This is a genomic window from Seohaeicola saemankumensis, assembly GCF_042678485.1.
GTDB lineage: Bacteria > Pseudomonadota > Alphaproteobacteria > Rhodobacterales > Rhodobacteraceae > Seohaeicola > Seohaeicola saemankumensis.
Window position 1 is genome coordinate 350,349 of record NZ_JBHTKR010000002.1, and the last position, 22,804, is coordinate 373,152.

24 protein-coding genes and 1 tRNA gene are annotated in these 22,804 nt (G+C 62.5%); 17 read left to right on the forward strand and 8 right to left on the reverse strand.

Annotated features, from left to right (window positions below; all coding sequences use genetic code 11):
* Positions 1-12: 12 nt before the first annotated feature.
* The 4 genes from ACFQ3C_RS05535 to lipB form a co-directional block, all read right to left on the reverse strand.
* Complete coding sequence (locus ACFQ3C_RS05535) at positions 13-513, reverse strand: DUF2244 domain-containing protein (protein WP_380789485.1); 501 nt, start codon at positions 511-513, stop codon at positions 13-15.
* A gap of 154 nt (positions 514-667) precedes the next feature.
* Complete coding sequence (ctaD, locus tag ACFQ3C_RS05540) at positions 668-2,338, reverse strand: cytochrome c oxidase subunit I (protein ID WP_380789486.1); 1,671 nt, start codon at positions 2,336-2,338, stop codon at positions 668-670.
* Positions 2,339-2,581: 243 nt separating this feature from the next.
* Positions 2,582-3,004, reverse strand: coding sequence for a c-type cytochrome (locus tag ACFQ3C_RS05545; RefSeq protein WP_380789487.1), 423 nt, complete (start codon positions 3,002-3,004; stop codon positions 2,582-2,584).
* Between the two features lie 108 nt (positions 3,005-3,112).
* Positions 3,113-3,763, reverse strand: coding sequence for a lipoyl(octanoyl) transferase LipB (lipB, locus tag ACFQ3C_RS05550; RefSeq protein ID WP_380789488.1), 651 nt, complete (start codon positions 3,761-3,763; stop codon positions 3,113-3,115).
* 254 nt (positions 3,764-4,017) lie between these two features.
* On the opposite strand from lipB, the gene ACFQ3C_RS05555 reads away from it, so the two are divergent.
* Together ACFQ3C_RS05555 and ACFQ3C_RS05560 are read left to right on the forward strand one after the other, a co-directional pair.
* A tRNA-Leu gene (locus tag ACFQ3C_RS05555) sits at positions 4,018-4,103 on the forward strand.
* 146 nt (positions 4,104-4,249) lie between these two features.
* A complete protein-coding gene (locus ACFQ3C_RS05560; RefSeq protein WP_380789489.1) occupies positions 4,250-5,485 on the forward strand; it encodes an acyl-CoA dehydrogenase family protein in 1,236 nt (411 codons plus the stop codon).
* An 87-nt stretch (positions 5,486-5,572) separates the two neighbouring features.
* Here the strand turns inward: ACFQ3C_RS05560 and ACFQ3C_RS05565 are convergent, their stop codons facing one another.
* From ACFQ3C_RS05565 to ACFQ3C_RS05575, 3 genes are all read right to left on the reverse strand, one after another.
* A complete protein-coding gene (locus tag ACFQ3C_RS05565; protein ID WP_380789492.1) occupies positions 5,573-6,634 on the reverse strand; it encodes a YeeE/YedE family protein in 1,062 nt (353 codons plus the stop codon).
* Positions 6,635-6,661: 27 nt separating this feature from the next.
* On the reverse strand, positions 6,662-6,970 hold the full coding sequence (locus tag ACFQ3C_RS05570; protein WP_380789817.1) for an ArsR/SmtB family transcription factor: 309 nt from the start codon (positions 6,968-6,970) through the stop codon (positions 6,662-6,664).
* A gap of 190 nt (positions 6,971-7,160) precedes the next feature.
* The gene (locus tag ACFQ3C_RS05575) at positions 7,161-7,553 is read right to left on the reverse strand and encodes a thioredoxin family protein (protein ID WP_380789493.1); all 393 of its coding nucleotides are present in this window, start codon (positions 7,551-7,553) and stop codon (positions 7,161-7,163) included.
* 117 nt (positions 7,554-7,670) lie between these two features.
* On the opposite strand from ACFQ3C_RS05575, the gene ACFQ3C_RS05580 reads away from it, so the two are divergent.
* The 11 genes from ACFQ3C_RS05580 (at position 7,671) to ACFQ3C_RS05630 (ending at position 18,185) form a co-directional block, all read left to right on the forward strand.
* Positions 7,671-8,408 carry a cytochrome c biogenesis CcdA family protein gene (locus ACFQ3C_RS05580; RefSeq protein ID WP_380789494.1) on the forward strand — a complete coding sequence of 246 codons (738 nt, stop codon included), beginning with the start codon at positions 7,671-7,673 and terminating at the stop codon, positions 8,406-8,408.
* Between the two features lie 22 nt (positions 8,409-8,430).
* On the forward strand, positions 8,431-8,997 hold the full coding sequence (locus tag ACFQ3C_RS05585; RefSeq protein ID WP_380789495.1) for a SoxW family protein: 567 nt from the start codon (positions 8,431-8,433) through the stop codon (positions 8,995-8,997).
* A 169-nt stretch (positions 8,998-9,166) separates the two neighbouring features.
* Positions 9,167-9,637 (forward strand): sulfur oxidation c-type cytochrome SoxX, encoded by a 471-nt coding sequence (gene soxX, locus ACFQ3C_RS05590; protein ID WP_380789496.1) that lies wholly within the window; start codon positions 9,167-9,169, stop codon positions 9,635-9,637.
* A gap of 33 nt (positions 9,638-9,670) precedes the next feature.
* Positions 9,671-10,087 carry a thiosulfate oxidation carrier protein SoxY gene (soxY, locus tag ACFQ3C_RS05595; RefSeq protein ID WP_380789498.1) on the forward strand — a complete coding sequence of 139 codons (417 nt, stop codon included), beginning with the start codon at positions 9,671-9,673 and terminating at the stop codon, positions 10,085-10,087.
* Positions 10,088-10,157: 70 nt separating this feature from the next.
* Positions 10,158-10,487 (forward strand): thiosulfate oxidation carrier complex protein SoxZ, encoded by a 330-nt coding sequence (gene soxZ / locus ACFQ3C_RS05600; protein WP_380789499.1) that lies wholly within the window; start codon positions 10,158-10,160, stop codon positions 10,485-10,487.
* A 78-nt stretch (positions 10,488-10,565) separates the two neighbouring features.
* Positions 10,566-11,420 (forward strand): sulfur oxidation c-type cytochrome SoxA, encoded by an 855-nt coding sequence (gene soxA, locus ACFQ3C_RS05605; protein WP_380789500.1) that lies wholly within the window; start codon positions 10,566-10,568, stop codon positions 11,418-11,420.
* Positions 11,421-11,557: 137 nt separating this feature from the next.
* Positions 11,558-13,255, forward strand: a complete 1,698-nt coding sequence (gene soxB, locus ACFQ3C_RS05610; RefSeq protein WP_380789502.1) for a thiosulfohydrolase SoxB — start codon at positions 11,558-11,560, stop codon at positions 13,253-13,255.
* A 109-nt stretch (positions 13,256-13,364) separates the two neighbouring features.
* Positions 13,365-14,648 carry a sulfite dehydrogenase gene (gene soxC / locus ACFQ3C_RS05615; RefSeq protein ID WP_380789503.1) on the forward strand — a complete coding sequence of 428 codons (1,284 nt, stop codon included), beginning with the start codon at positions 13,365-13,367 and terminating at the stop codon, positions 14,646-14,648.
* The gene (locus ACFQ3C_RS05620) at positions 14,632-15,876 is read left to right on the forward strand and encodes a c-type cytochrome (protein ID WP_380789504.1); all 1,245 of its coding nucleotides are present in this window, start codon (positions 14,632-14,634) and stop codon (positions 15,874-15,876) included. Before soxC ends, ACFQ3C_RS05620 begins: the two co-directional genes overlap by 17 nt.
* Before the next feature lie 317 nt (positions 15,877-16,193).
* Positions 16,194-16,892 carry a c-type cytochrome gene (locus ACFQ3C_RS05625; RefSeq protein ID WP_380789505.1) on the forward strand — a complete coding sequence of 233 codons (699 nt, stop codon included), beginning with the start codon at positions 16,194-16,196 and terminating at the stop codon, positions 16,890-16,892.
* Positions 16,893-16,922: 30 nt separating this feature from the next.
* Positions 16,923-18,185: an FCSD flavin-binding domain-containing protein gene (locus ACFQ3C_RS05630; protein ID WP_380789506.1), complete on the forward strand. Its 1,263-nt coding sequence runs from the start codon at positions 16,923-16,925 to the stop codon at positions 18,183-18,185.
* Between the two features lie 133 nt (positions 18,186-18,318).
* On the opposite strand, the gene ACFQ3C_RS05635 is transcribed toward ACFQ3C_RS05630, so the two are convergent.
* Positions 18,319-19,548 (reverse strand): FAD-binding domain-containing protein, encoded by a 1,230-nt coding sequence (locus ACFQ3C_RS05635; RefSeq protein ID WP_380789507.1) that lies wholly within the window; start codon positions 19,546-19,548, stop codon positions 18,319-18,321.
* Positions 19,549-19,748: 200 nt separating this feature from the next.
* Between ACFQ3C_RS05635 and ACFQ3C_RS05640 the strand changes: the two genes are divergently transcribed.
* The 4 genes from ACFQ3C_RS05640 to mlaD all read left to right on the forward strand — a co-directional run bounded on the left by ACFQ3C_RS05640 (position 19,749) and on the right by mlaD (position 22,804).
* On the forward strand, positions 19,749-20,381 hold the full coding sequence (locus tag ACFQ3C_RS05640; RefSeq protein WP_380789508.1) for an ATP-dependent Clp protease proteolytic subunit: 633 nt from the start codon (positions 19,749-19,751) through the stop codon (positions 20,379-20,381).
* A gap of 142 nt (positions 20,382-20,523) precedes the next feature.
* Positions 20,524-21,789 (forward strand): ATP-dependent Clp protease ATP-binding subunit ClpX, encoded by a 1,266-nt coding sequence (clpX, locus tag ACFQ3C_RS05645; RefSeq protein ID WP_380789509.1) that lies wholly within the window; start codon positions 20,524-20,526, stop codon positions 21,787-21,789.
* A 163-nt stretch (positions 21,790-21,952) separates the two neighbouring features.
* Positions 21,953-22,336, forward strand: coding sequence for an NADH:ubiquinone oxidoreductase subunit NDUFA12 (locus ACFQ3C_RS05650; RefSeq protein ID WP_380789510.1), 384 nt, complete (start codon positions 21,953-21,955; stop codon positions 22,334-22,336).
* 21 nt (positions 22,337-22,357) lie between these two features.
* Positions 22,358-22,804 carry an outer membrane lipid asymmetry maintenance protein MlaD gene (mlaD, locus tag ACFQ3C_RS05655; protein WP_380789511.1) on the forward strand — a complete coding sequence of 149 codons (447 nt, stop codon included), beginning with the start codon at positions 22,358-22,360 and terminating at the stop codon, positions 22,802-22,804.

A 22,804-nucleotide genomic window follows, 5' to 3' on the forward strand; every position in this document is an offset into this window, starting at 1 on the left:
CCTGTGCCGGTTTCAGGCGGGCGCCTCTGATTTGTAGCGGCGCAACGCCTCGCAGAGTTCGGTGAACAGGTCCTTGCGCTCATCCTCTGACAGGAAGGCGCCGATTTCGACCGTGCGGCCGTTGCCCGTAAGGGTGACGTAATTCGGCACAGGTCCACCCAGCGGATGCAGTTCAGCCCGTGCCCAGTAGCAGTTGCAGTCCCATTCCTGCCGGTCGCCCTTCGGGTTGGTCCGGGTCAGATGGATATGGCCGGGATCCAGCGTCAGCTCCTCGATGATATTGGCGTCGCGATAGCTGCGCTCCAATCCCCACCAGACCGCCCCGACCGCCGCCATCAGGAAGGGCAGCAACCCCCAGAGCACCGCCGTGCCGATCACGGCGAAAAGCGGAAGCAGGATCATGACGAAGGTCGCCAGGATGAAGGCGGCCATCCCGCGCCGGGGCAGGGACCGGTGCGGCCAGAGTGTCAGGGTGCGGTGGCTGTCTTGGGGGTCGGTCCAGGTATAGGGCATTGGTCAGGCGTGTCTTTAAATGCGGTTACCCGAAAGGTAACGCGTTTACCGCCGTCGTAAAGCCCCAGGTCACTGTGCGCCGGTGTCGCAGTGCGACATATGAAAAGGGCCCCCGAAACGGAGGCCCTTTTGCTGTGTCTCGTGGTTCCACGCCTTAGTGGGCGTGGCCCTTGTCCCAGTCTTCGCGCTTGGGCAGCTGCTCGAACGTGTGCTCGGGCGGCGGGCTGGGCAGGGTCCATTCCAGCGTATCGGCATATTCGTTCCAGTAGTTGTTCTGGGTGACGCGTGCGCCACGGAACAGCGAGTAGAAGATGATGCCGAAGAAGAACAGGAACGAGGCGAAGGAGATGAAAGCGCCGACCGACGACCAGTAGTTCCACAGGGCGAATGCCTCGGGGTAGTCGATGTAGCGGCGGGGCATCCCCTGGCGGCCCAGGAAGTGCTGCGGGAAGAAGGTCAGGTTCGAACCGATGAACATCATCCAGAAGTGCAGCTTGCCTGCCCATTCAGGATAGTGACGGCCGGTCATCTTGCCGAAGTAGAAGTACACCCCGGCAAAGATCGCAAAGACCGCCCCCAGCGACATCACGTAGTGGAAGTGCGCCACGACATAGTAGGTGTCATGATAGGCACGGTCCACGCCTGCCTGGCTGAGCACCACGCCGGTCACGCCGCCAACGGTGAACAGGAACAGGAAGCCGAAGGCCCAGAGCATCGGGGTCTCGAAGCTGACGGAACCGCCCCACATGGTGGCGATCCAGCTGAACACTTTCACGCCGGTGGGAACCGCGATGACCATTGTGGCCATCATGAAGTAGGACTGCTGCGTCAGCGACATGCCCACGGTGTACATGTGGTGCGCCCAGACGACGAAGCCCAGTGCGCCGATCGCGATGATCGCCCAGACCATCGGCAGGTAGCCGAAAACGGGCTTGCGCGAGAAGGTCGCGATCACGTGGCTGATGATGCCGAAGCCCGGCAGGATGATGATGTAGACCTCGGGGTGACCGAAGAACCACAGGATGTGCTGATAGAGAATCGGGTCACCACCGCCTGCGGGGTCGAAGAAGGTCGTGCCGAAGTTGCGGTCGGTCAGCAGCATGGTGATGGCGCCAGCAAGAACCGGCAGCGACAGCAGGATCAGCCAGGATGTCACGAAGATCGACCAGGCGAACAGCGGCACCTTGAACAGGGTCATGCCGGGGGCACGCATGTTCAGGAAGGTGGTGATCATGTTGATCGCGCCCAGGATCGACGAGGCACCCGACACGTGGACCGCGAAGATCGCCAGGTCCATCGAGATGCCGCCTTCGTTGGTGGACAGCGGCGGGTAAAGCACCCAGCCCACGCCCGAACCCAGCTGGTCATTGCCGCCCGGCGCCAGCAGCGAGGCGACGCCAAGCGCGGTACCGGCCACATACATCCAGTAGGACAGGTTGTTCATCCGCGGGAAGGCCATGTCCGGCGCACCGATCTGCAGCGGCATAAAATAGTTGCCGAAGCCGCCGAACAGCGCGGGAATCACCACGAAGAACATCATCAGGACGCCGTGATAGGTGATCATCACGTTCCACAGATGTCCGTTGGGCGTGCATTCCGCAGAGGAGGCAATGAACCGTGCGCCTTCAAGGCACATGTACTGCACACCCGGTTCCATCAGCTCCAACCGCATGTAGATGGTGAAGGTGACAGAGATAAACCCGACCAGGGCCGAGGTGATCAGGTAAAGGATACCGATATCCTTGTGGTTCGTGGACATGAACCAACGGGTGAAGAACCCGCGCTGGTCCTCGTGTCCGTGGCTGTGAATGGCTGCGTCGGCCATGCGGTTGCCTCCTGTAGTGATGTTTGACGCGAAGAAGACTCTCCACGCGGTGTTCCGGCCCTGTTTAGAATGGCTTGGCCGCAACGGCAATCCGCGAATTTGATCTGGGTCAATGTATATTGTCGCACCTGTGTCGCTGTAAGCTTGGCGCGACACCTGCTGCAAGTAGTTGTTTAAAATGAAAAAGCCCGGCGAAATGCCGGGCTTTCCAGATCAGGTGGCGCGGCTGGCGCGCCGGGCCGCTTAGTTGCTGGCCGGTGCCACCGACGCCAGGTAGGCGGCCACATCCTCGGCGCCCTTCGCCAGCTTGAAGCTCATCGAGGAGCGCGCCTTGGCGTCGCCGGTGAATTCCACCAGGAAAGCCTTGGGGTCCTGCACATAGGTGGCCAGGTTCTCTTCGTCCCACACCAGGCCGGCTTCGCCCGCAGCGGCAAGGCTGGGGCCGTAGCGGAAACCGTCCTGCGCGCCGGCGGCGCGGCCGATGACGCCGTAAAGGTTCGGGCCGGTCTTGCCGCCCTTCACGATGTCGGTGCCGTCAGCCGCCTGGATCATGTGGCAGGCCTTGCATTTGTTGAACTCGCGCTCGCCTTTGGCAGCGTCGCCCGCGGCAAAGGCAGGAACGGACAGGGCCAGCAGGGCGGCGGAAGCGGTAATCAGGAATTTCATCGTCAGACCTCTTGGGTTTGGTATGTGGTCGGGCAGTCACTGGCCACCAGTGATACGCCTACAGTTAATGCGCGCAACAGTCATTTCAACTTTGCGGTACTTCTGCGGCTATTCGCCGAAGACGGTGCGAAAGCTCCGCGCGAGTGCGGCGTCCAGTTCGGCCATCGTCACCGCATGTCCCAGGTCATGCAGGCTGGTGACGCCGTGCTGGGTTATCCCGCAGGGCACGATTCCGGAAAAATGATCCAGATCGGGGTTCAGATTGATCGAGATGCCGTGAAAGCTGATCCATTTCCGCAGGCGGATGCCAATGGCCGCGATCTTGTCCTCTGCCACCGCGCCGGACGGTGTGCGCGGCTTGTCGGGGCGTTCCACCCAGACGCCCACACGTCCCTCGCGGATATGCCCCGCGACGCCGAAGCCGGCCAGCGTCTCGATCACCCAGGCCTCGAGCTGCTGCACGAAGCGGCGCACGTCATGGCCGCGCTTGCCCACGTCCAGCATGACGTAGACCACGCGCTGTCCGGGCCCGTGATAGGTATATTGGCCGCCGCGCTTACTGGAATAGACCGGAAAGCGATCCGGGTCGGTCAGATCCTCGATCCGCGCGCTGGTACCCGCCGTGTAGAGCGGCGCATGTTCCAGCAGCCATATCGCCTCGGGGGCGGTGCCGGCCGCGATGCCGGCCGCGCGCTGCTCCATCAGGGTTTCGGCCGCGCGATAATCGGTCAGGCCGGGGGTCGTGATCCAGTCCACCATGCGGCAGATGCCTCGTTCGGTTAGGGGGCGGCCGCGCGCCGCACCGCTTTTTCGCGCCATGCCTTTTTCGCGCCATGCCGCTTTCCTCACGTATTTCGCGGAAAAAGGCAAATCCCCATCCTGGAATCACCGATAGCCGCCGGGGCGGTGCAGCCGGGGCAGGGGCTGCCGGCAGGCTTTGCGAAGGGGCGGCATTTATCCCCTTCACAAGGGGGCGGGCTTTGTCTATACGGCCCCTCGTCACCTGATCACGTGCGGTCGTGGCGGAATGGTAGACGCGCAGCGTTGAGGTCGCTGTGGGGTAACTCCCGTGGAAGTTCGAGTCTTCTCGACCGCACCAATCAGGCCGATGGCCTCCTCTCGATCGTCGCAGTCTGACCCGTCGCCCCGGCGACGCCGCGTCTTTTGCGCGTTTCCCGGCTTTCCATCCCGCAAAGGACGTGGTGTTATCTGCGTGGAATTGATTTTCGCAGGGAGGAAATAGGCATGGACATGAACTTCGGGATGCGACCCGAGAATCGGCGCCTGCTGGACCGTGTGGCCGCCATGATCCGCGATGAGGTCATGCCGCTGGAGGACGAATATCACGCCGAGATCGCCAAGGAAGACCGCTGGCAGTTCACCGCGCGCCAGACCGAGATCCTGGAAGGGTTGAAGGCAAAGGCGAAGGCCGAGGGCCTGTGGAACTTCTGGCTGACCGACAGCGAGAAGGGCTTTGGCCTGAGCACGGTGGAATACGCCTATTTCGCCGAAGAGATGGGCAAGACACCCCTGGGCGCCGAGGTTTTCAACTGCTCGGCCCCCGATACCGGCAACATGGAAGTCTTCGAACGCTACGGCACCCCCGCCATGAAAAAGCAGTGGTTGGCCCCGCTGCTGGAAGGGCAGATCCGGTCGGCCTATCTGATGACCGAACCCGATGTCGCAAGTTCGGACGCCACGAATGTGTCGATGTCCTGTGTGCGCGACGGGGATGAATATGTGCTGAACGGGCAGAAATGGTGGGCCTCGGGGGCGGGTGATCCGCGCTGCAAGGTCTATATCGTGATGGTCAAGACCGGCGGCGAGGATCAACCCAAGCACGCGCGCCATTCGATGATCGTGGTGCCCGCCGCAACCAAGGGCATCGAGGTGCTGCGCCCGATGGAAGTCTACGGCAATGACGATGCGCCGCATGGCCACATGCATATCCGCTTTACCGATGTGCGCGTGCCTGCGGAAAACCTGCTGCTAGGCGAGGGGCGCGGTTTCGAGATCAGCCAGGGCCGCCTTGGGCCGGGCCGCATCCATCACTGCATGCGCGCCATCGGCCAGGCCGAATCCGCGCTGGAACTGATGTGCAAGCGGTCGCTGGCGCGCGAGGCTTTCGGCAAGAAGCTGGCGCAGCTGGGTGCGAATTTCGACATCATCGCCGAGTGCCGGATGGAGATCGAGATGGCCCGCCTGCTGTGCCTCAAGGCCGCCTGGTACATGGACCAGGGCGACAAGCGCGCCGCGGCCCCCTGGATCAGCCAGATCAAGGTGATCGCCCCGCGTGTCGCGCTCAAGGTCATCGACGAAGCCGTGCAGATGTTCGGCGGTCAGGGGGTCAGCCAGGATACGCCGCTGGCCCATAAATGGACCCATGTCCGCACCCTGCGGCTGGCCGATGGCCCCGACGCCGTGCATCGCCGCCAGGTGGCCCGCGCCGAGTTGAAGAAATACACGCAGGAAAAGGTCTGACCTTTCCGCACCCGTGCAAAAACAAAGAGGCCCCGGCGGGGCCTCTTTTTTTCATGTCGGACTGTCATCTCGGATGCCTGTCCTGGATCATTCGGCCGGCTGGAAACCTTCGATCAGCTGGCGCAGGCCAAAGGCCGCGCCGGCCAGGATTGCCACGAAAGTCACGGGGGCCGAGAAGGCCAGCACCGAAAACGCCGAGACGCCTTGTCCGATGGTGCACCCCAGGGCCAGGACCGCGCCCACACCCATCAGCGCGGCGCCGGTGATCTGGCGGCGCAATTCGCGCGGATCCTCGCAGGCTTCCCAGCGGAAATGCCCCTTGAACAGGGATCCGATGAAGGCGCCAAGGATGACTCCGGCAACCGATCCCACCGCGAAGGACGGCGCGCGCGCCGATCCGGTCATGGCATAAAGCAAGGTCTCGCCGACGGGGGCGGAAAAGCTGTGCGACACGACCGGCATCTCGGTATAGCCCGTGGTGGCGACCCAATAGCTGCCCGCCCAGCCGGACACGATGCCCAGGGCGACCACCGCTGACCAGAAGATCGCGCGGCCATTGGTCAGGAACCGGCGCGAGGACAATGTCCCCAGCACGATCAGCGCACCGATGGCCATGCCGATGAAGGCCACCGATCCGCCGGTCAAGTCGGACAGCAGATGCGCCAGGCCCGGCGGCATCTCGCCCGGCACCACATCCTGCTGGTTGATCAGCAAGGCGCGCAGGGGGGCAAGCGGGCCGGACATCACGAAATAGGCCGACAGCCCCATCACCAGAACGATGACAAAGGCGCGCATATCGCCGCCGCCCAGTCGCGCGATCGACCCGAAGCCGCAATTGCCGGCCAGCGCCATGCCATAGCCGAACATCAGCCCGCCGATGATCGACACTACGGGCATCCAGCGAATCGACAGGTAGAAAGAGCGTTCAGGCTCCAGCAGGCCCGTCGCCATCAGGCCGAATGTGCCGATCACGGACAGGCCGATCGCCAGCACCCACATCCGCATGCGCGTGTCGTTCTGCCCGTAAAGCATGTCCTCGATCGCGCCCATGGTGCAGAAGCGGCCCAGACGCGCCGCCAGTCCCAGCAGCAGCCCGCTGGCCATGCCGATCAGCGCCACCAGGGCGCTGTCGCTGATCCCCTCGAACATCGCCTGATCCTCCCCGATCCGCTGTGTTCAGATTTTCTTGCCGAACTCGTCCACGCAGAACAGCTCATACACCAGTTCAAGTATACGTTTCGGGCGTTCATCCGCCAAACGATAATAGATGGCCTTGCCGTCGCGGCGCGGGATCACCAGGCCTTCAAGGCGCAGGCGCGACAATTGCTGGCTGACTGCGGCCTGGCGGGCCGACAGAAGCTCTTCCAGTTCGGTCACGGATTTCTCGCCCGAGACCAGGTGACACAGGATCAGCAGCCGGCCCTCATGGCTGAGCGCCTTGAGGAAATTGCTGGCCGTCGTCGCATTGTCGACGAAGCTGTCCATCTCGGCATCCGAGATATTTTCTGTGAAAACTGGAAGCGGCACTTACCCTGTCCCTTGCCTTCTTGCGGTCACGCGCGCCTATTCTGTGCAGGCATTCCCGATCCTTGTCATCATCCGTGTCAGTCGGACGGATTCCTCTGGCCCGCTATCAATGGCCCACCTGCACAAAAGGCAGGCCCTGCATCGGATCTCAGCTTGATCCGATGAAATCCGTCTTCTCCCTTAGCATCTTTTCCAGCAAGCCCCAGAAGAAATCCTCGCCGGGGTAGCCCTCGATCCGGCCCAGTTCCTTGCCGTTGTCGACAAGGATGAATGTCGGTGTGAATACAACGGGGCGATCAAGGCTGAGGCCCGCAGGTGTGCCCTCGCGGACATTCACCACGCGCAGCGGCGCGAACTGGCCCAGGTTGGTGTTCGGGTAGGCCGGGCCGATCTGCTTTTTCCAGGCAATGCAATACCCGCAGCCGTCGCGGTCGATCATCACAAGCTCTGCCGCATGTGAGCCCTGCGGCGTCATCAGCAGGCCGAACAGGACCAGTGCGGCTACCGCAAGCGGGCGACCTATGGCTTTCAGAAGAAACATGGAACAACCCTGTGCTGGACAAAACCCGTTAGAATATCTGTTGACGTGCGAGAAATTTGACGACAACGGTACACAAAATATAATCTGAATATATGAATAATTCAAGGAGTCCCGCGCATGCTGGACATCTCCTATGCGGGGGCCGCGCTGGCGGGGCTGCTGTCCTTTTTCACGCCCTGCATCCTGCCCATGGTGCCGTTCTATCTGTGCTACATGGCGGGTATTTCCATGTCCGAATTGCGCGATGACGGCGGCATCGCACCTGGCGCACAGCGCCGGCTGGTGATCTCGGCCGTCTTCTTTGCGCTGGGGGTCAGCACGATCTTCGTGCTGCTGGGCATGGGGGCCACGGCGCTGGGCCAGACCTTCGTGCAATGGCGCCAGCCGCTGTCCTATGTGGCCGCCGCCATTCTGCTGCTGTTCGGGCTGCATTTCCTGGGCATTCTGCGGATCGGGCTGCTTTACCGGGAGGCGCGGCTTGAAAGCAAGGCAGAGCCGACAACCGTGATCGGCGCCTATGTCATGGGCCTGGCTTTCGGTTTTGGCTGGACACCCTGCGTCGGCCCTGCGCTGGCGGCGATCCTGATGGTCGCCAGCGGCATGGGCGACATATGGCAGGGCGGCAGCCTGCTTCTGGTCTACGGGCTTGCGATGACGGCACCCTTCGTGGTGGCGGCGCTTTTTGCCAGGCCATTCCTGGGCTGGATGCAGCGGAACAGGAAATACCTGGGCCATGTTGAAAAGGTCATGGGCGTCATGCTGATCATCTTTGCGATTCTGATCGCCACCAATGCGGTCAACATGATCGCGGATGCGATGATCCGCTGGTTCCCGGGGTTCATGTCGCTCGGATAGGGCGCAATCAGGGGAGGAAGTCATGAGACGAGTGATGTTCACGGTCGCGGCGGCGGCAACGGCGATGGTGCTTGCCGTCATGCCGCTTGCAGCGGCGGAACTGGGTGATGACGGTCTGCACAAGACCGCATGGATGCGCGATACCTTCAAGGACCTGCGCGAGGATCTGGCCGAGGCCAATGCGGACGGAAAGCGCCTGGCGATCATCTTCGAACAACGCGGCTGCATCTACTGCAAGCAGATGCACGAGGAGGTCTTTCCCGATCTGGAAGTCGATTCGTTCATCCACGAGAATTACTTCGTGCTTCAGATGAACATGTTCGGCGATGTCGAGGTCACGGATTTCGACGGCGAGGTGCTGCCGGAAAAGGAGATGGCGCGCAAATGGGGGCTGATGTTCACCCCCACCATGATGTTCTTCCCCGAGGAGGTGCCCGAGGGCGTCGCGGCCCCCCAGGCGGCGGTTGCCGTCATGCCGGGCGCGTTCAAGAAAGGTACTACTCTGGCGATGTTACGCTGGGTTGTTGAGAAGGGTTACGAGACTGACGAGCCGTTCCAGAAATACCTCGCGCGGCAATTGTCGCAGTAGCGGCGCAGGGCAGGGGCGATCCGGCGGATGCCGTTCAGGGCAGGGGTCTGCGTGCGTTTCAGATAAGCAAATTCGTTTTTATGAATTTGTTGTTGCACAATGCCTAACGCGTGGACTACGGTATACAAAGCTAACTCAGCCAGAAGACCTGGTAGCTAAGGGAGGGAACATGAGGCTTTCAACTTTGACACTGGCGGCGACGCTCGTGGCATCCGGCGCGTTCGCGGCGGAGCCCGTGGCACCGGCCGATGTGGTCTACACCGATGGTGCCATCGAGGCGTCGCTGTCCGGGACACCCGGCAACCCCGAAGAAGGCGCAAAGGCATTTGCCAGCCGCTCGATCGGCAACTGCGTGGCCTGCCACGAGGTGACCGGGCTTGGCGCGGCTTTCCCCGGCAACGTGGGCCCGATGCTGGATGGCGTCGGCAGCCGCTGGAGCGAGGCGGAGCTGCGCGGCATCGTCGCGAATGCAAAGCTGATGTACGAGGGCACGGTGATGCCGTCTTTCTACAAGGTGGACGGGTTCATCCGTCCCGGCAACGGTTACACGGGCAAGGCGGCCGAGACGATCGAGCCGATTCTGTCCGCACAGCAGATCGAAGATGTGGTGGCCTTCCTGATGACTCTGAAAGACGAGTGATCGGGTAGCGCTTGATATAAGGAGACAACAGATATGGATTTCACAAGACGTGATACTCTGGCGCTTGGCATGGGTGCCGTTGCGCTGACCGTACTGCCCTTCCGGGCGAATGCGGCAGCCGATGACGCGATTGCGGCGTTCACGGGTGGGGCCGCGATGGCCGACACCGGTGTGACCCTGACGGCACCGGAAATCGCAGAGAACGGCAACACGGTTCCGATTTCGGTCGAATCCGAAGGTGCGGTGGCGATCATGGTTCTGGCTGCGGGCAACCCGACGCCTGGCGTGGCGACCTTCACCTTTGGTGAACTGGCCGGCGCGCATGCCGCATCGACCCGTATTCGTCTGGCCGGCACCCAGGACGTGATCGCAATCGCTCAGATGGCCGATGGCAGCTTTGCCAAGGCCAGCTCGAACGTGAAGGTCACCATCGGCGGCTGCGGCGGCTGATCCGCGTCATCGCTCGCCGGCCCGAGGGGCCGGCATCCGTTAACGCATAGAGAGACTTAGGAGAGACAAAATGGCAGAAGGCGTAAAACCCCGCGTCAAGGCCCCCAGCAAGGCAGCAGCCGGCGAGGCGGTCGTTCTGAAGACCCTGATCAGCCACCAGATGGAATCGGGCCAGCGCAAGAACGCGGACGGCACCCCGATCCCGCGCTCGATCATCAACCGCTTCACCTGCGAGTTCAACGGCAAGTCCGTGATCGACGTCAAGATGGAGCCGGCGATCTCGACCAACCCGTACTTCGAATTCGAAGCCGTGATTCCCGAAGCAGGCGACCTGAAGTTCACCTGGTACGATGATGACGGCTCGGTCTACGAAGACACCAAATCCGTGGCGATCGGCTAAGCCGCACGGTCCAGCGATATCCCGGGGCGCGGACGATAACGGATCCGCGCCCTGGGCAGCCAAAAGGGAGGGCACTACATGAAATTCAAGGCAATGACGGCAGTAGCCGCACTGCTTCTCTCGGTTCCGGCAGTGACGCTGGCAGATCCCGACGGGGACTCGCTTGTGATCAATGGCGAAATCGAAATGATCACCGAGACCGCCGCACCCGCGCATCTGTCGGATGCGATGGACACGATCTATTCCGGCTGGCGCTTCCGCGAGGATGAGACCCAGGCGTTGCAGCTGGACGACTTCGACAACCCCGGCATGATCTTCGCCGATCTTGGTCTGGATCAGTGGAACAAGGTCGAGGGCGAGGCGGGCAAATCCTGCGCGTCCTGCCATGATGATGTTGCCGAAAGCATGAAGGGTGTGCGCGCCACTTATCCGAAGTGGAACGAGACGGCTGGCGAAGTCCGTACTCTTGCGATGCAGATCAACGGCTGCCGCACAGAGAACATGAAGGCCGAGCCCTACAAGTACACCAGCGGCGAGATGACGAACATGGAAGCGCTGATTTCCGTTCAGTCGCGCGGCATGCCGGTGGATGTGGCGATCGACGGTCCCGTTCAGGCGACCTGGGAAGCGGGCAAGGAAATGTACTATACCCGTTTCGGTCAGCTGGAACTGTCCTGCGCCAACTGCCACGAGCAGAACTATGGCAACATGATCCGCGCGGATCACCTGAGCCAGGGCCAGATCAACGGCTTCCCGACCTATCGTCTGAAGAACGCCAAGCTGAACCAGGTGCATGACCGCTTCAAGGGCTGCATCCGCGACACCCGCGGGCACACCTTCGATCCCGGCAGCCCCGAATTCGTGGCGCTTGAACTCTATGTCGCAAGCCGCGGCAATGGCCTTTCGGTCGAGGGCCCTTCAGTCCGCAACTGAACCATACGTCGGGGGCGGCGTGACCGCCCCCGACCTTTTCATTCGCAAAACTTTCAAACGACAGGCCACCCAGGCCAAACCGCTGGCCTGTACGGACAGCGGTCACGAAACACTCTAACTTATCGGAGCCAGGGCTCATGATCTCTCGCCGTGATTTTCTTCAGGTCGGCATGGCCGCATCCGCGCTGGTCGGCGCCTCGGGTTTCGGCAACTGGGCGCGGCTGGCCGCGCAGCAGAGCCTGACCCAGGATCAGCTGTTGCAGTTCGACACGTTCGGCAACGTGTCGCTGATCCACATCACCGACATTCATGCACAACTGAAGCCGATCTTTTTCCGCGAGCCCGAGATCAACCTGGGCGTCGGTGACAACAAGGGGCATGTGCCGCACATCACGGGCGCCGATTTCCGCAAGCTGTACGGGATCGACGATGGCTCCGCCTCGGCCTATGCGCTGACCTACAACGATTTCACCGCGCTGGCGAAAACCTATGGCCGCATGGGCGGCATGGACCGTGTCGCCACGGTCGTGAATGCGATTCGCGCCGAGCGTCCCGATGCGCTGCTGCTGGATGGTGGCGACACCTGGCATGGTTCCTACACCTGTTATCACACGCAGGGGCAGGACGTGGTCAACGTCATGAACGCGCTGAAGCCCGATGCGATGACCTTCCACTGGGAATTCACCCTTGGCACCGAACGCGTGCGCGAACTGGTCGAGGGCCTGCCCTTTGCCGCCCTGGGCGCGAACATCTTCGACGCCGAATGGGATGAACCGTCCGAGGATTTCAAACCCTATCAGTTCTTCGAACGCGGCGGCGTCAAGATTGCCGTGATCGGCCAGGCATTCCCCTACATGCCGATTGCCAACCCCGGCTGGATGTTCCCCGAATACAGCTTTGGCATCCGCGACCAGCGCATGCAGGAAGTCGTGGATGAAGTGCGCGCGGAAGGGGCTGAACTGGTGGTCTGCCTCAGCCATAACGGCTTTGACGTCGACAAGAAGATGGCGTCCCGCGTCACCGGCATCGACGTGATTCTCACGGGCCACACCCATGACGCGCTGCCCGAACCCGTCCTGGTCGGCGAGACGATCCTGATCGCCTCCGGCTCCAACGGCAAATTCGTCAGCCGCGTCGATCTGGACGTGCGCGAGGGCCGACTGATGGGCTTCCGCCACAAGCTGATCCCGATCTTTTCGGATGTGATCACCCCGGATGCCGAGGTGGCCGCCCTGATCGACGAACAGCGTGCACCCTTCGCCGACAAGCTGTCCGAGGTGATCGGCCAGGCCGATACGCTGCTTTATCGGCGCGGCAACTTCAACGGAACCTGGGATGACCTGATCTGCGACGCGCTGATTTCCGAGCGCGAGGCAGACATCGCCATGTCGCCGGGCGTGCGCTGGGGCCCGTCGATCCTGCCGGGTCAGGACATCACCCGCGAGGATATCCACAACGTCACCTCGATGACCTACGGCAAAGCCTATCGCACCGAAATGACAGGGGAATTCCTGAACGTCATCCTGGAAGACGTAGGCGACAACCTGTTCAACCCCGATCCCTATTACCAACAGGGCGGCGATATGGTGCGCGTGGGTGGCCTGGGCTACCGGATCGACGTGTCCAAGCCGATGGGCCAGCGGATCAGCGACATGACCCTTCTCAAGACGGGCGAGGCGATTGATCCCGCGAAAACCTATGTGGTGGCCGGCTGGGCCTCGGTGAACGAGGGCACGGAAGGACCGCAGATCTGGGATGTGGTCGAGGATTACATCCGCAAGCAGGGCACCGTGAAGGTCGCGCCGAACACAAGTGTGCAGGTGGTGGGGGCATAAGCCCCCATGACGGCAGGGTAGGGGCTTTGGCCCCATTGCCAAGGACATATTTTGACTCTATCAAATTCATAAAAGCGAATTTGATGATCTGAAAAGGAGGCAAGGACAGATGACAGCCAGCTCCAATGACATGAAATCCTCGCGTCGGGCGTTCCTTCGGGGCGCGCTGGCCGCAGGTGGCGCGGTGGCAGGGGCCACGGCAGCCAAGGCAGCGGGTCCCGATCCGCTGATCACCGAGGTTCAGCCCTGGGCCAGCGGCCTGGGCGACGGTGTGGACGCGACGCCCTATGGCATGCCCATCAAGTTTGAATCCGACGTGGTGCGCCGCAATGTCGGATGGCTGACCGCCGACGTGATCAGCTCGATCAACTTCACGCCGATCCATGCGCTGGACGGCACCATCACCCCGCAGGGCTGCGCCTTTGAACGGCACCATTCGGGCGCGATCGAGCTGTCGAAAAAGGACTACCGGCTGATGATCAACGGGCTGGTCGACCGCCCGCTGGTCTTCACCTATGCTGATCTGGAACGGTTCCCGCGCGAGCAGCACGTCTACTTCTGCGAATGCGCGGCCAACACGGGCATGGAATGGGCCGGCGCACAGCTGAACGGCGCGCAATTCACCCATGGCATGATCCACAACATGGAATACACCGGCGTTCCCCTGCGTACCCTTCTGGCCGAGGCCGGGCTGGACATGGCGGGCGATCTGTCGGGCAAGTGGGTTTACGTGGAAGGGGCTGATGCCTCGTCCAACGGGCGTTCGATCCCGATGGAAAAGGCGCTGGACGATGTGCTGGTGGCCTTCAAGGCCAATGGCGAGGCGCTGCGGATGGAACATGGCTACCCTGTGCGCCTGGTCGTGCCGGGCTGGGAAGGCAATATGTGGGTCAAGTGGCTGCGCCGAATCGAGGTGATGGACGGCCCCGTGGAAAGCCGCGAGGAGACCTCGAAATATACCGATACGCTGGCGGATGGCACTTCGCGCAAGTGGACCTGGGTGATGGATGCGAAATCCGTGATCACCAGTCCCAGCCCGCAGTCACCGATCCATCACGGCAAGGGCCCACTGGTGATTACCGGGCTGGCATGGTCCGGTCGCGGGGCAATCACCCGTGTCGATGTGACCACCGATGGCGGCAAGACATGGCAGCAGGCGCGTCTGGCGGCACCCGGCCAGGCCAAGGCGCTGACCCGTTTCTATTTCGATCACAACTGGGACGGCGAGGAGATGCTTCTGCAAGCCCGCGCCCATGACGAGACAGGCTATGTCCAGCCGACCAAGACGCAGCTGCGTGACATTCGCGGCCTGAACTCCGTCTATCACAACAACTGTATCCAGACCTGGTGGGTAAAACCGAACGGGGAGGCTGAAAATGTCGAAATCTCTTAATCTCTACGGCGGTCTTGGCCTGGGCGCTGTCGCCATCCTGACCGGCGCCTACAATTTCGCCGATCGCAACGTGACACCCATGCCGACAGATGTGCGGGTGATGGGCGAGGCGCCGGGCAACCCCGATATCGGCTTCATGCTGCGCCCCGCCGTGGCCAGCACCATGCCCAGCGACGGCCCGATGGGCATTGGCCGCACGGCGCTGCCCGAAGAAATCGCCGCATGGGATATGGACGTGAGCCCCAACGGCACCGGCCTGCCGGTCGGATCCGGCAACGTCGAGGATGGCGATGCCCTGTTCCAGGATTACTGCGCGGTCTGCCATGGCGTCTTCGCCGAAGGCGTTGACAACTGGCCCAAGCTGGCCGGTGGCGCCGATACGCTGGACCGGGAAGATCCGCTCAAGACGGTCGGGTCTTACTGGCCCTATCTGTCGACCGTGTGGGATTACGTTCACCGCTCGATGCCTTTCGGCAACGCGCAAAGCCTGTCTGCGGATGAGGTCTATGCCATCACGGCCTATATCCTTTATTCCAACGATCTGGTTGAGGATGATTTCGTCCTGTCGAACGAGAACTTCACCGAGATCGAATTGCCCAACGCGAACGGTTTCATCATCGACGATCGCGATCAGACCGAACTGCCCGTCTTCTCGCAGGAACCCTGCATGGAGAACTGCAAGGACACGGTCGAGATCACGATGCGGGCCACGGTTCTGGATGTGACGCCGGATCAGACCGCAGCGCGCGAGGCTTTCGAGGCCGAGCAGGCAGCCGCGGCCGCCTCCGAAGCAACCCCGGCGGCACCCGAGACCGCTGCCGCGGCAACCGAAACCGCAGCGGCAACCGAAACCGCAGCAGCCCCTGCAGCAGAAGCCGCCGCACCGGCCGCCGCGGGCGGTCTGAACATGGAACTGGTCGCCGCAGGCGAGAAGGTCTTCAAGAAATGCGCGGCCTGCCACCAGGTGGGCGAGGGCGCGCAGAACAAGGCCGGCCCGATGCTGAATGGCGTGATGGGGCGGCCCCTTGGTGGCCTGGAAGGCTTCGGTTATTCCAAGGCGATGGCCGAGATGGGCGCTGCGGGCACCGTCTGGAACGAGGAAACCATGTCCGAATTCCTGGCCAAGCCGCGCGACTATGTGAAGGGCACCAAGATGTCCTTTGCCGGTCTCAAGAAAGACGACGAGATCGCAGCGATCAACGAATATCTCAAGTCGTTCTCGCAGTAAGTGACACCAACGGGGCAGGCCGGATATCCGGCCTGTCCCGCACCGCGTTCCGGGACGGGGTGCACACTACCAGGCAAGATCTGGACGAGGTTCCGGAAAAGACGGATCCATGCGTTCAGACGGACCTTGCGAGACATCCGTTTCGTATTGCAAGCCGCTGAACATAACCGCGTTCCTGCTTTTCCGGCATATCCTTGTGATCCGTTCTCAAGCGCATCGTGTTGATGTGCCTGACCCAGTTTCCAGTTGTTTTTTTCGGCCCTTTCAGGCTTGCTTGAGGGGTGAAAGAAAGGGGTGTTGCGACGATGTTCCGCAGGATGACGCGCTATATTGTGGTCGGATTTCTGATCGGGGGCGCGGGCGCCGCACAGGCAGAGCTTCTGGGTGACGCCGCGCGCGGCGAGGCGCTGTTTCGCGACTGCGCCGCCTGTCACCAGGTGGGTCCGGGGGCTGAGAACCGCATCGGTCCGCAACTCAACAACATCTTCGGACGCCGGGCCGCCAGTGCGGGCGATGACTATCGCTATTCCAAGGGTCTGACGCGGATGGGGGCGGATGGGCTGGTCTGGACCTTCGACACGCTCAACGCCTATGTCGAAAACCCAAAGGCCCTGGTCAGCGATACACGCATGGCCTATCGCGGCATGAAGGACGAAACCGATCGCGCCGACCTGCTGGCCTATCTGCGCGGCTTTTCCGCAAGCCCCGCAAATATTCCCGAAAGCGAACCGACCGCCCGCCCGCGCGAGGTCGATCTGTCGCCAGAGACGCTGGCCATCGTGGGTGACCGCGCCTACGGCGAATATCTGTCCAGCGAATGCCTGACCTGTCACCAGCGCAGCGGCACGAACGAGGGGATCCCCGGTATCGTGGGCTGGCCGGCCGAGGATTTCGTGATCGCCATGCATGCCTACAAACGCCAGATCCGCCCGCATCCCGTCATGCAGATGATGGCCGGGCGGCTGTCTGACGAAGAGATTGCGGCTTTGGCCGCATATTTTGCGGATCTGGAATGATCCGCGTCTGGTTCTAGGGAGGAACTGTAAATGACTTTGAACAGAAGAGCATTCATCGGCACGGGTGTAGCCGCAGCCGCCGCATTGCGCGCCCCTATGGTCTGGTCGCAGGGGCGTCCGCGTGTCGTGGTCGTGGGCGGCGGCGCAGGCGGCGCCACTGTGGCGCGCTATCTTGCCAAGGACAGCCAGGGGCAGATCGACGTGACCCTGGTGGAACCGACACGGCATTACTACACCTGCTTTTTCTCGAACCTCTATATCGGCGGGTTCCGCGACATCGCCAGCATTGGCCATTCCTATGGCAAGCTGGCGGCCGAATACGGCATCAACGTGGTCCATGACTGGGCCGTTGGCGTGGATCGTGACGCCAAGACCGTGACGCTGGCGGGCGGTGCGGTGCTGCCTTATGACCGGCTGGTCCTCAGCCCCGGTATCGATTTCGTCGACGGATCAGTTCCCGGCTGGGATGTCACCGTGCAGAACAAGATGCCCCATGCCTACAAGGCCGGATCGCAATCCGAGCTGCTGAAGGCGCAGATCGAGGCGATGCCCCAGGGCGGGCGCTTTGCGATGGTTGCGCCGCCAAACCCCTATCGCTGCCCTCCGGGACCCTATGAGCGGATCAGCATGGTCGCCCATCTGCTGACCCAGGTGAACCCGACCGCCAAGATCCTGCTGGTCGATCCGAAGGACAAATACAGCAAGCAGGCCCTGTTCGAAGAAGGCTGGGCCAAGCATTATCCCGGCATGGTCGAACGGATCGGCCCCGATTTCGGCGGCGACAAGGTCGAGGTGCGGGCCGATGCGATGGAAGTCGTGATCGACGGCACGGTCGAGAAGGTCGATGTCTGCAACGTCATTCCCGGCCAGAAGGCAGGCCGCATCTGCGAGATGGCAGGCATCACCGATGGCAATTGGGCCCCGGTCACCGGCTACACGATGCAAAGCCGCATTGATGGCACTATCTACGTGCTGGGCGATGCGACCGCGCAAGGCGACATGCCGAAATCGGGCTATTCGGCCAATAGCCAGGCCAAGGTCGCGGCCATGGCGATCCGGGGCGAATTGCTGGGCAGCTCGGTCTTCCCGGCCAAGTTCTCGAACACCTGCTGGTCGCTGATCGCGCCAGAGGACGGGGTCAAGGTCGGCGCGGCCTATGAGCCGACGGATGAGAAGATCGCAAGCGTGTCCAGCTTCGTCAGCCAGACCGGCGAGGATGCCGCCCTGCGCAAGCAGACCTATGAGGAAAGCCTCGGCTGGTACGCGGGTATCACCAGTGACATGTTCGGCTGATTGCAAAATCTGCTGTTGACAGGCTGCCTCTCTGACTGGCCGCCCCTCGTGTCAGCGGGGGGCGGTTCGCGTTTGGGCGATGTCACGGGCCATGATGGAATGGGCCGCGACCGGATGGGCCACAAGGCAAGGTTTACGCCACCCCGATGCCCTTCAACGCACCCAGAAGGGCCGGTATCTTTTCCTTGAACTTGAAAAACCCATGCGTCGCATGCGGCCAGGCGGCGCTGTCGAAAGCGCGGCGCAGGCGCACCAGGCGGATGCCATCCGGCGCCAGCAGCCCTTCCAGCGCCTGCAGGGCAAGGGCGTTCGGGCCGACCGGGGCATAGGGCGTCACGATCTGTCGCGCCCCTGTCTCGCGCGCCCACAGGGCCAGCGCCTCGACCTCTTGCCGGGGCGGGGACAGATCGCCCAGCCGGTCCTTCCAGCGGGTTGCCACATCCGTCATCGCATCCGATGCGAAACCCTCCGGCAGCGGCGCGACATGCAGGGGGCTGCGATCCTTCACGGTTGACAGGAAACCCGTGCCCAGCGGATTGGCGACATGGTCCAGCAGGTAGGCGGGGCTCAGGTCATCGTCATGCAGCAGCAGGATCGTGGGCAAGGCCGGGTCCATCTGCCCGGCCGGGGGCAGCGGCAGGCGCGGCGCCTCGGGCCCGTCCAGCGGCAGGGCGACGCTGGCCAGACCCCTTGGGCGGAAACGCCCGCCGGTATAGGTTTCGATATTGTCGGGCCGCGCCAGATAGGTCTTGCCGCGCGTCTGCAATCCCGCGACCCAGCGCCAGCCAAGTGTATTTGACGCGGGATCGCCATCAAGCAGGTGCCGCAGGAAGAAATCGGCCCCCAGTTCCCAGGGCAGGCGCAGCGTGAAGACCCAGATCGAGGCGAACCACATCCGTGCGTGATTGTGCAGATATCCCGTCTGCCGCAACTCCCGCGCCCAGTGATCAAAGGCGTCGATCCCGGTCTGCCCGCCGCAGGCATCGGCCCAGGCCTGGCGCAAGCCGGATTGCGTCTGCACCTGGTCCAGCGCCGCGTTCAACCCGCGGCGATACATCTCCCAGACTGCGGGGCGCTGCTCCAGCCAGCCCTTCCAGTAGCTGCGCCAATAGACCTCCTGCACGAATTTCTCGGCGGCCTGGGGCGAATGGCGGCCCAGCACGGCCTGCAGCACCTCGGCCTCGGTCAGCAGGCGGTGCCGGATATAGGGCGACAGGGTCGAGACGTGGCGATGCCCGCCCGCGCCGAAATCATGGTTGCGCATCCGGGCATAATCAGCCCCCGCATGGGGCACGAAACGCGCCAGACGTTCTAGTGCCGCGGTGCGCGTGGCGGGAAAATCGGTGGGGATGCTCTGGGTCATTGTCGGTGGTCCTGTGGCGCCTCGCGCGGATACTTCTGGCGACACCTAGCGCCCGGCCTGCGGGCTTCAACGCCCCGTTACGGGCGGGTGACGGGGCGATAAATCCCCCGCGCCCCTTGCAGCCCGATGGGCGCAAGACTAAGACTCCGGTAACACCTCGGGACTATGGATGAACAACAGCAGCAGCAGGCAGGCGGATTATGAAAGACCCTATTGACGTTTACATGAACACCCTCGTGCCCATGGTGGTCGAACAGACCAGCCGCGGCGAACGTGCCTATGACATCTTTTCGCGCCTGCTGAAGGAACGGATCATCTTTCTGTCGGGGCCGGTACATGACGGCATGTCCAGCCTGATCGTGGCGCAGCTTCTGCATCTTGAGGCGGAAAACCCGTCGAAAGAGATCAGCATGTACATCAACAGCCCCGGTGGCGTGGTGACATCGGGCCTGTCGATCTATGACACGATGCAGTACATCAAGCCGAAAGTCTCGACCCTGGTGGTGGGGCAGGCGGCCTCGATGGGGTCGCTTCTGCTGACCGCGGGCGAAAAGGGGATGCGCTTCTCGCTGCCCAACAGCCGCGTCATGGTGCACCAGCCCTCGGGCGGCTACCAGGGTCAGGCGACGGATATCATGATCCACGCCGCCGAAACCCAGAAGCTGAAGAACCGCCTGAACGAGATTTACGTCAAGCATACCGGCCAGACCCTCAAGAAGGTCGAGGCGGCGCTAGAGCGCGACAATTTCATGTCGGCCGAAGATGCCAAGGAATGGGGCCTGATCGACGAAATCGTCGAAAGCCGCGGCAAGGCGGAAGACGTGAAGGCATAACACGAACTTGTCCCACCCACCTGCGGGTGGGACAATTTTGACATTGTGGTGGCCGGGGGGCTGGCCTAAGCTTGGTCCCAAGCGTGCAAGTCGCGGCAGCGCGGGCTGACAGCACCACAGGACAAGGCCTGAAAGGGACGACATGGCGAGCAATTCCGGCAGCGACAGCAAGAACACCCTTTACTGCAGCTTTTGCGGAAAAAGCCAGCATGAGGTGCGCAAACTGATCGCAGGCCCTACGGTCTTCATCTGCGACGAATGCGTCGAACTGTGCATGGACATCATCCGCGAGGAGACGAAAAGCGCAGGGTTGAAGGCGACCGACGGCGTGCCCACGCCCAAGGACATCTGCGCGGTGCTGGATGATTATGTCATCGGCCAGCAGAAGGCGAAAAAGGTGCTCTCGGTTGCGGTGCACAACCATTACAAGCGCCTGAATCATTCGTCCAAGACCAATGACATCGAACTGTCGAAATCGAACATCCTGCTGATCGGCCCGACCGGGTGCGGCAAGACGCTGCTGGCGCAGACGCTGGCGCGGATCCTTGATGTTCCTTTCACCATGGCCGATGCCACCACCCTGACCGAAGCGGGTTACGTGGGCGAGGATGTCGAGAACATCATCCTCAAGCTGCTGCAGTCCAGCGAATACAATGTGGAACGCGCGCAGCGCGGCATCGTCTATATCGACGAGGTCGACAAGATCACCCGCAAGTCCGAAAACCCGTCGATCACCCGTGACGTGTCGGGCGAGGGCGTGCAGCAGGCGCTGCTGAAGCTGATGGAGGGCACCGTCGCATCCGTGCCGCCGCAGGGCGGGCGCAAGCATCCGCAGCAGGAATTCCTGCAGGTGGACACGACCAACATCCTGTTCATCTGTGGCGGCGCCTTTGCCGGCCTTGACCGGATCATCGCGCAGCGCGGCAAGGGCAGCGCCATGGGCTTTGGTGCCGATGTGAAGGATCCCGACACGCGCCGTGTGGGCGAGACCTTCAAGGATCTGGAGCCGGAAGATCTGCTGAAATTCGGTCTGATCCCGGAATTCGTGGGTCGTCTGCCGGTGATCGCGACGCTGGAAGACCTGGACGAGGACGCGCTGGTCACGATCCTGACGCAGCCCAAGAACGCCCTGGTCAAACAGTATCAGCGTCTGTTCGAGCTGGAAAACGTCAAGCTGACCTTCACCGAGGATGCGCTGACCGCCATCGCCAAACGCGCCATCGAGCGCAAGACCGGCGCACGTGGCCTGCGCTCGATCCTCGAAGATATTCTGCTGAACACCATGTTCGAACTGCCCGGCATGCCCAATGTCGACGAAGTTCTGGTGAACGAGGAAGCGGCGATCTCGGCGGCGCAGCCCCTAATGATCTATGCCGAAGCCAAGAAGGAAGGCGCCTCGGCCAGCTGACCCCCGCGGCCTTGTGCCGGTGGAACGGGCGGAATGGATATTTGAGGCAAGAAGAAACAGGGGCCGTGCCGAAAGGCGCGGCCCTTTGCCATTCGGCGCGCTTGTGACTGGACCTTGGCGCGCGCAGGTGGCATAGCAGGAACGACGAATAGCGGAGGCTTCGATGGGCATTCTGAACACGCTCTTGCGCGCGGTGACCTGGTGGAACGGCCAGACCCTGAACACGCAGATCCATACCTGGCGCAAGGGCGTCAAGGTGGGCGAAGATGCACAGGGCAACGCCTTTTACACCACGCGCGACGGCAAGCGGCGCTGGGTGATCTTCAACGGCGAAGTCGAGGCCAGCAGGGTCAGCCCCGATTGGCACGGATGGCTGCACCATACCTACAAGGAAGCCCCGACGGACCGGCCCCTGGCGCACAAGCCCTGGGAAAAGCCCCATCAGGAAAACCTGTCCGGCACGCCGCTGGCCTATGCGCCGGCCGGGTCGATCCGCCGCGCGGAACCGGCGCCGCGCAAGGATTACGAAGCCTGGACCCCCGAGTGATGCGCGGCTGAGGAGCGACCGATGTCCGAGACAAAGACGGAAGTGGCGGTTGGCGCCGCAGTTCTCGCCGTGGCGGCGGGTTTCCTGATCTATGCGGGTCAGGTGACGGGCCTTTCGGCGCCGACTGCGGGCTATCCGCTGACCGCCTCGTTCCGCTCGCTGGAGGGCGTCAGCGTGGGCACCGATGTGCGCCTTGCCGGCGTCAAGGTGGGCAGCGTCACCGCGGTCAGCCTGAACCCCGATACATTCCGCGCCGACACGACGATCACCGTGCTGGACGGGATCGTCCTGCCTGATGACACGTCAATCCTGATTTCTTCGGAAGGGTTGCTGGGCGGCAATTTCGTGGAACTGATGCCGGGCGGATCGCCCTTCAACCTGAGCCCCGGCGACGAGATCATCGATACGCAGGGCGCGGTCAGCCTTGTGTCCCTGCTGATGAAATTCGTCGGCGGCGAGGGGCAGTGA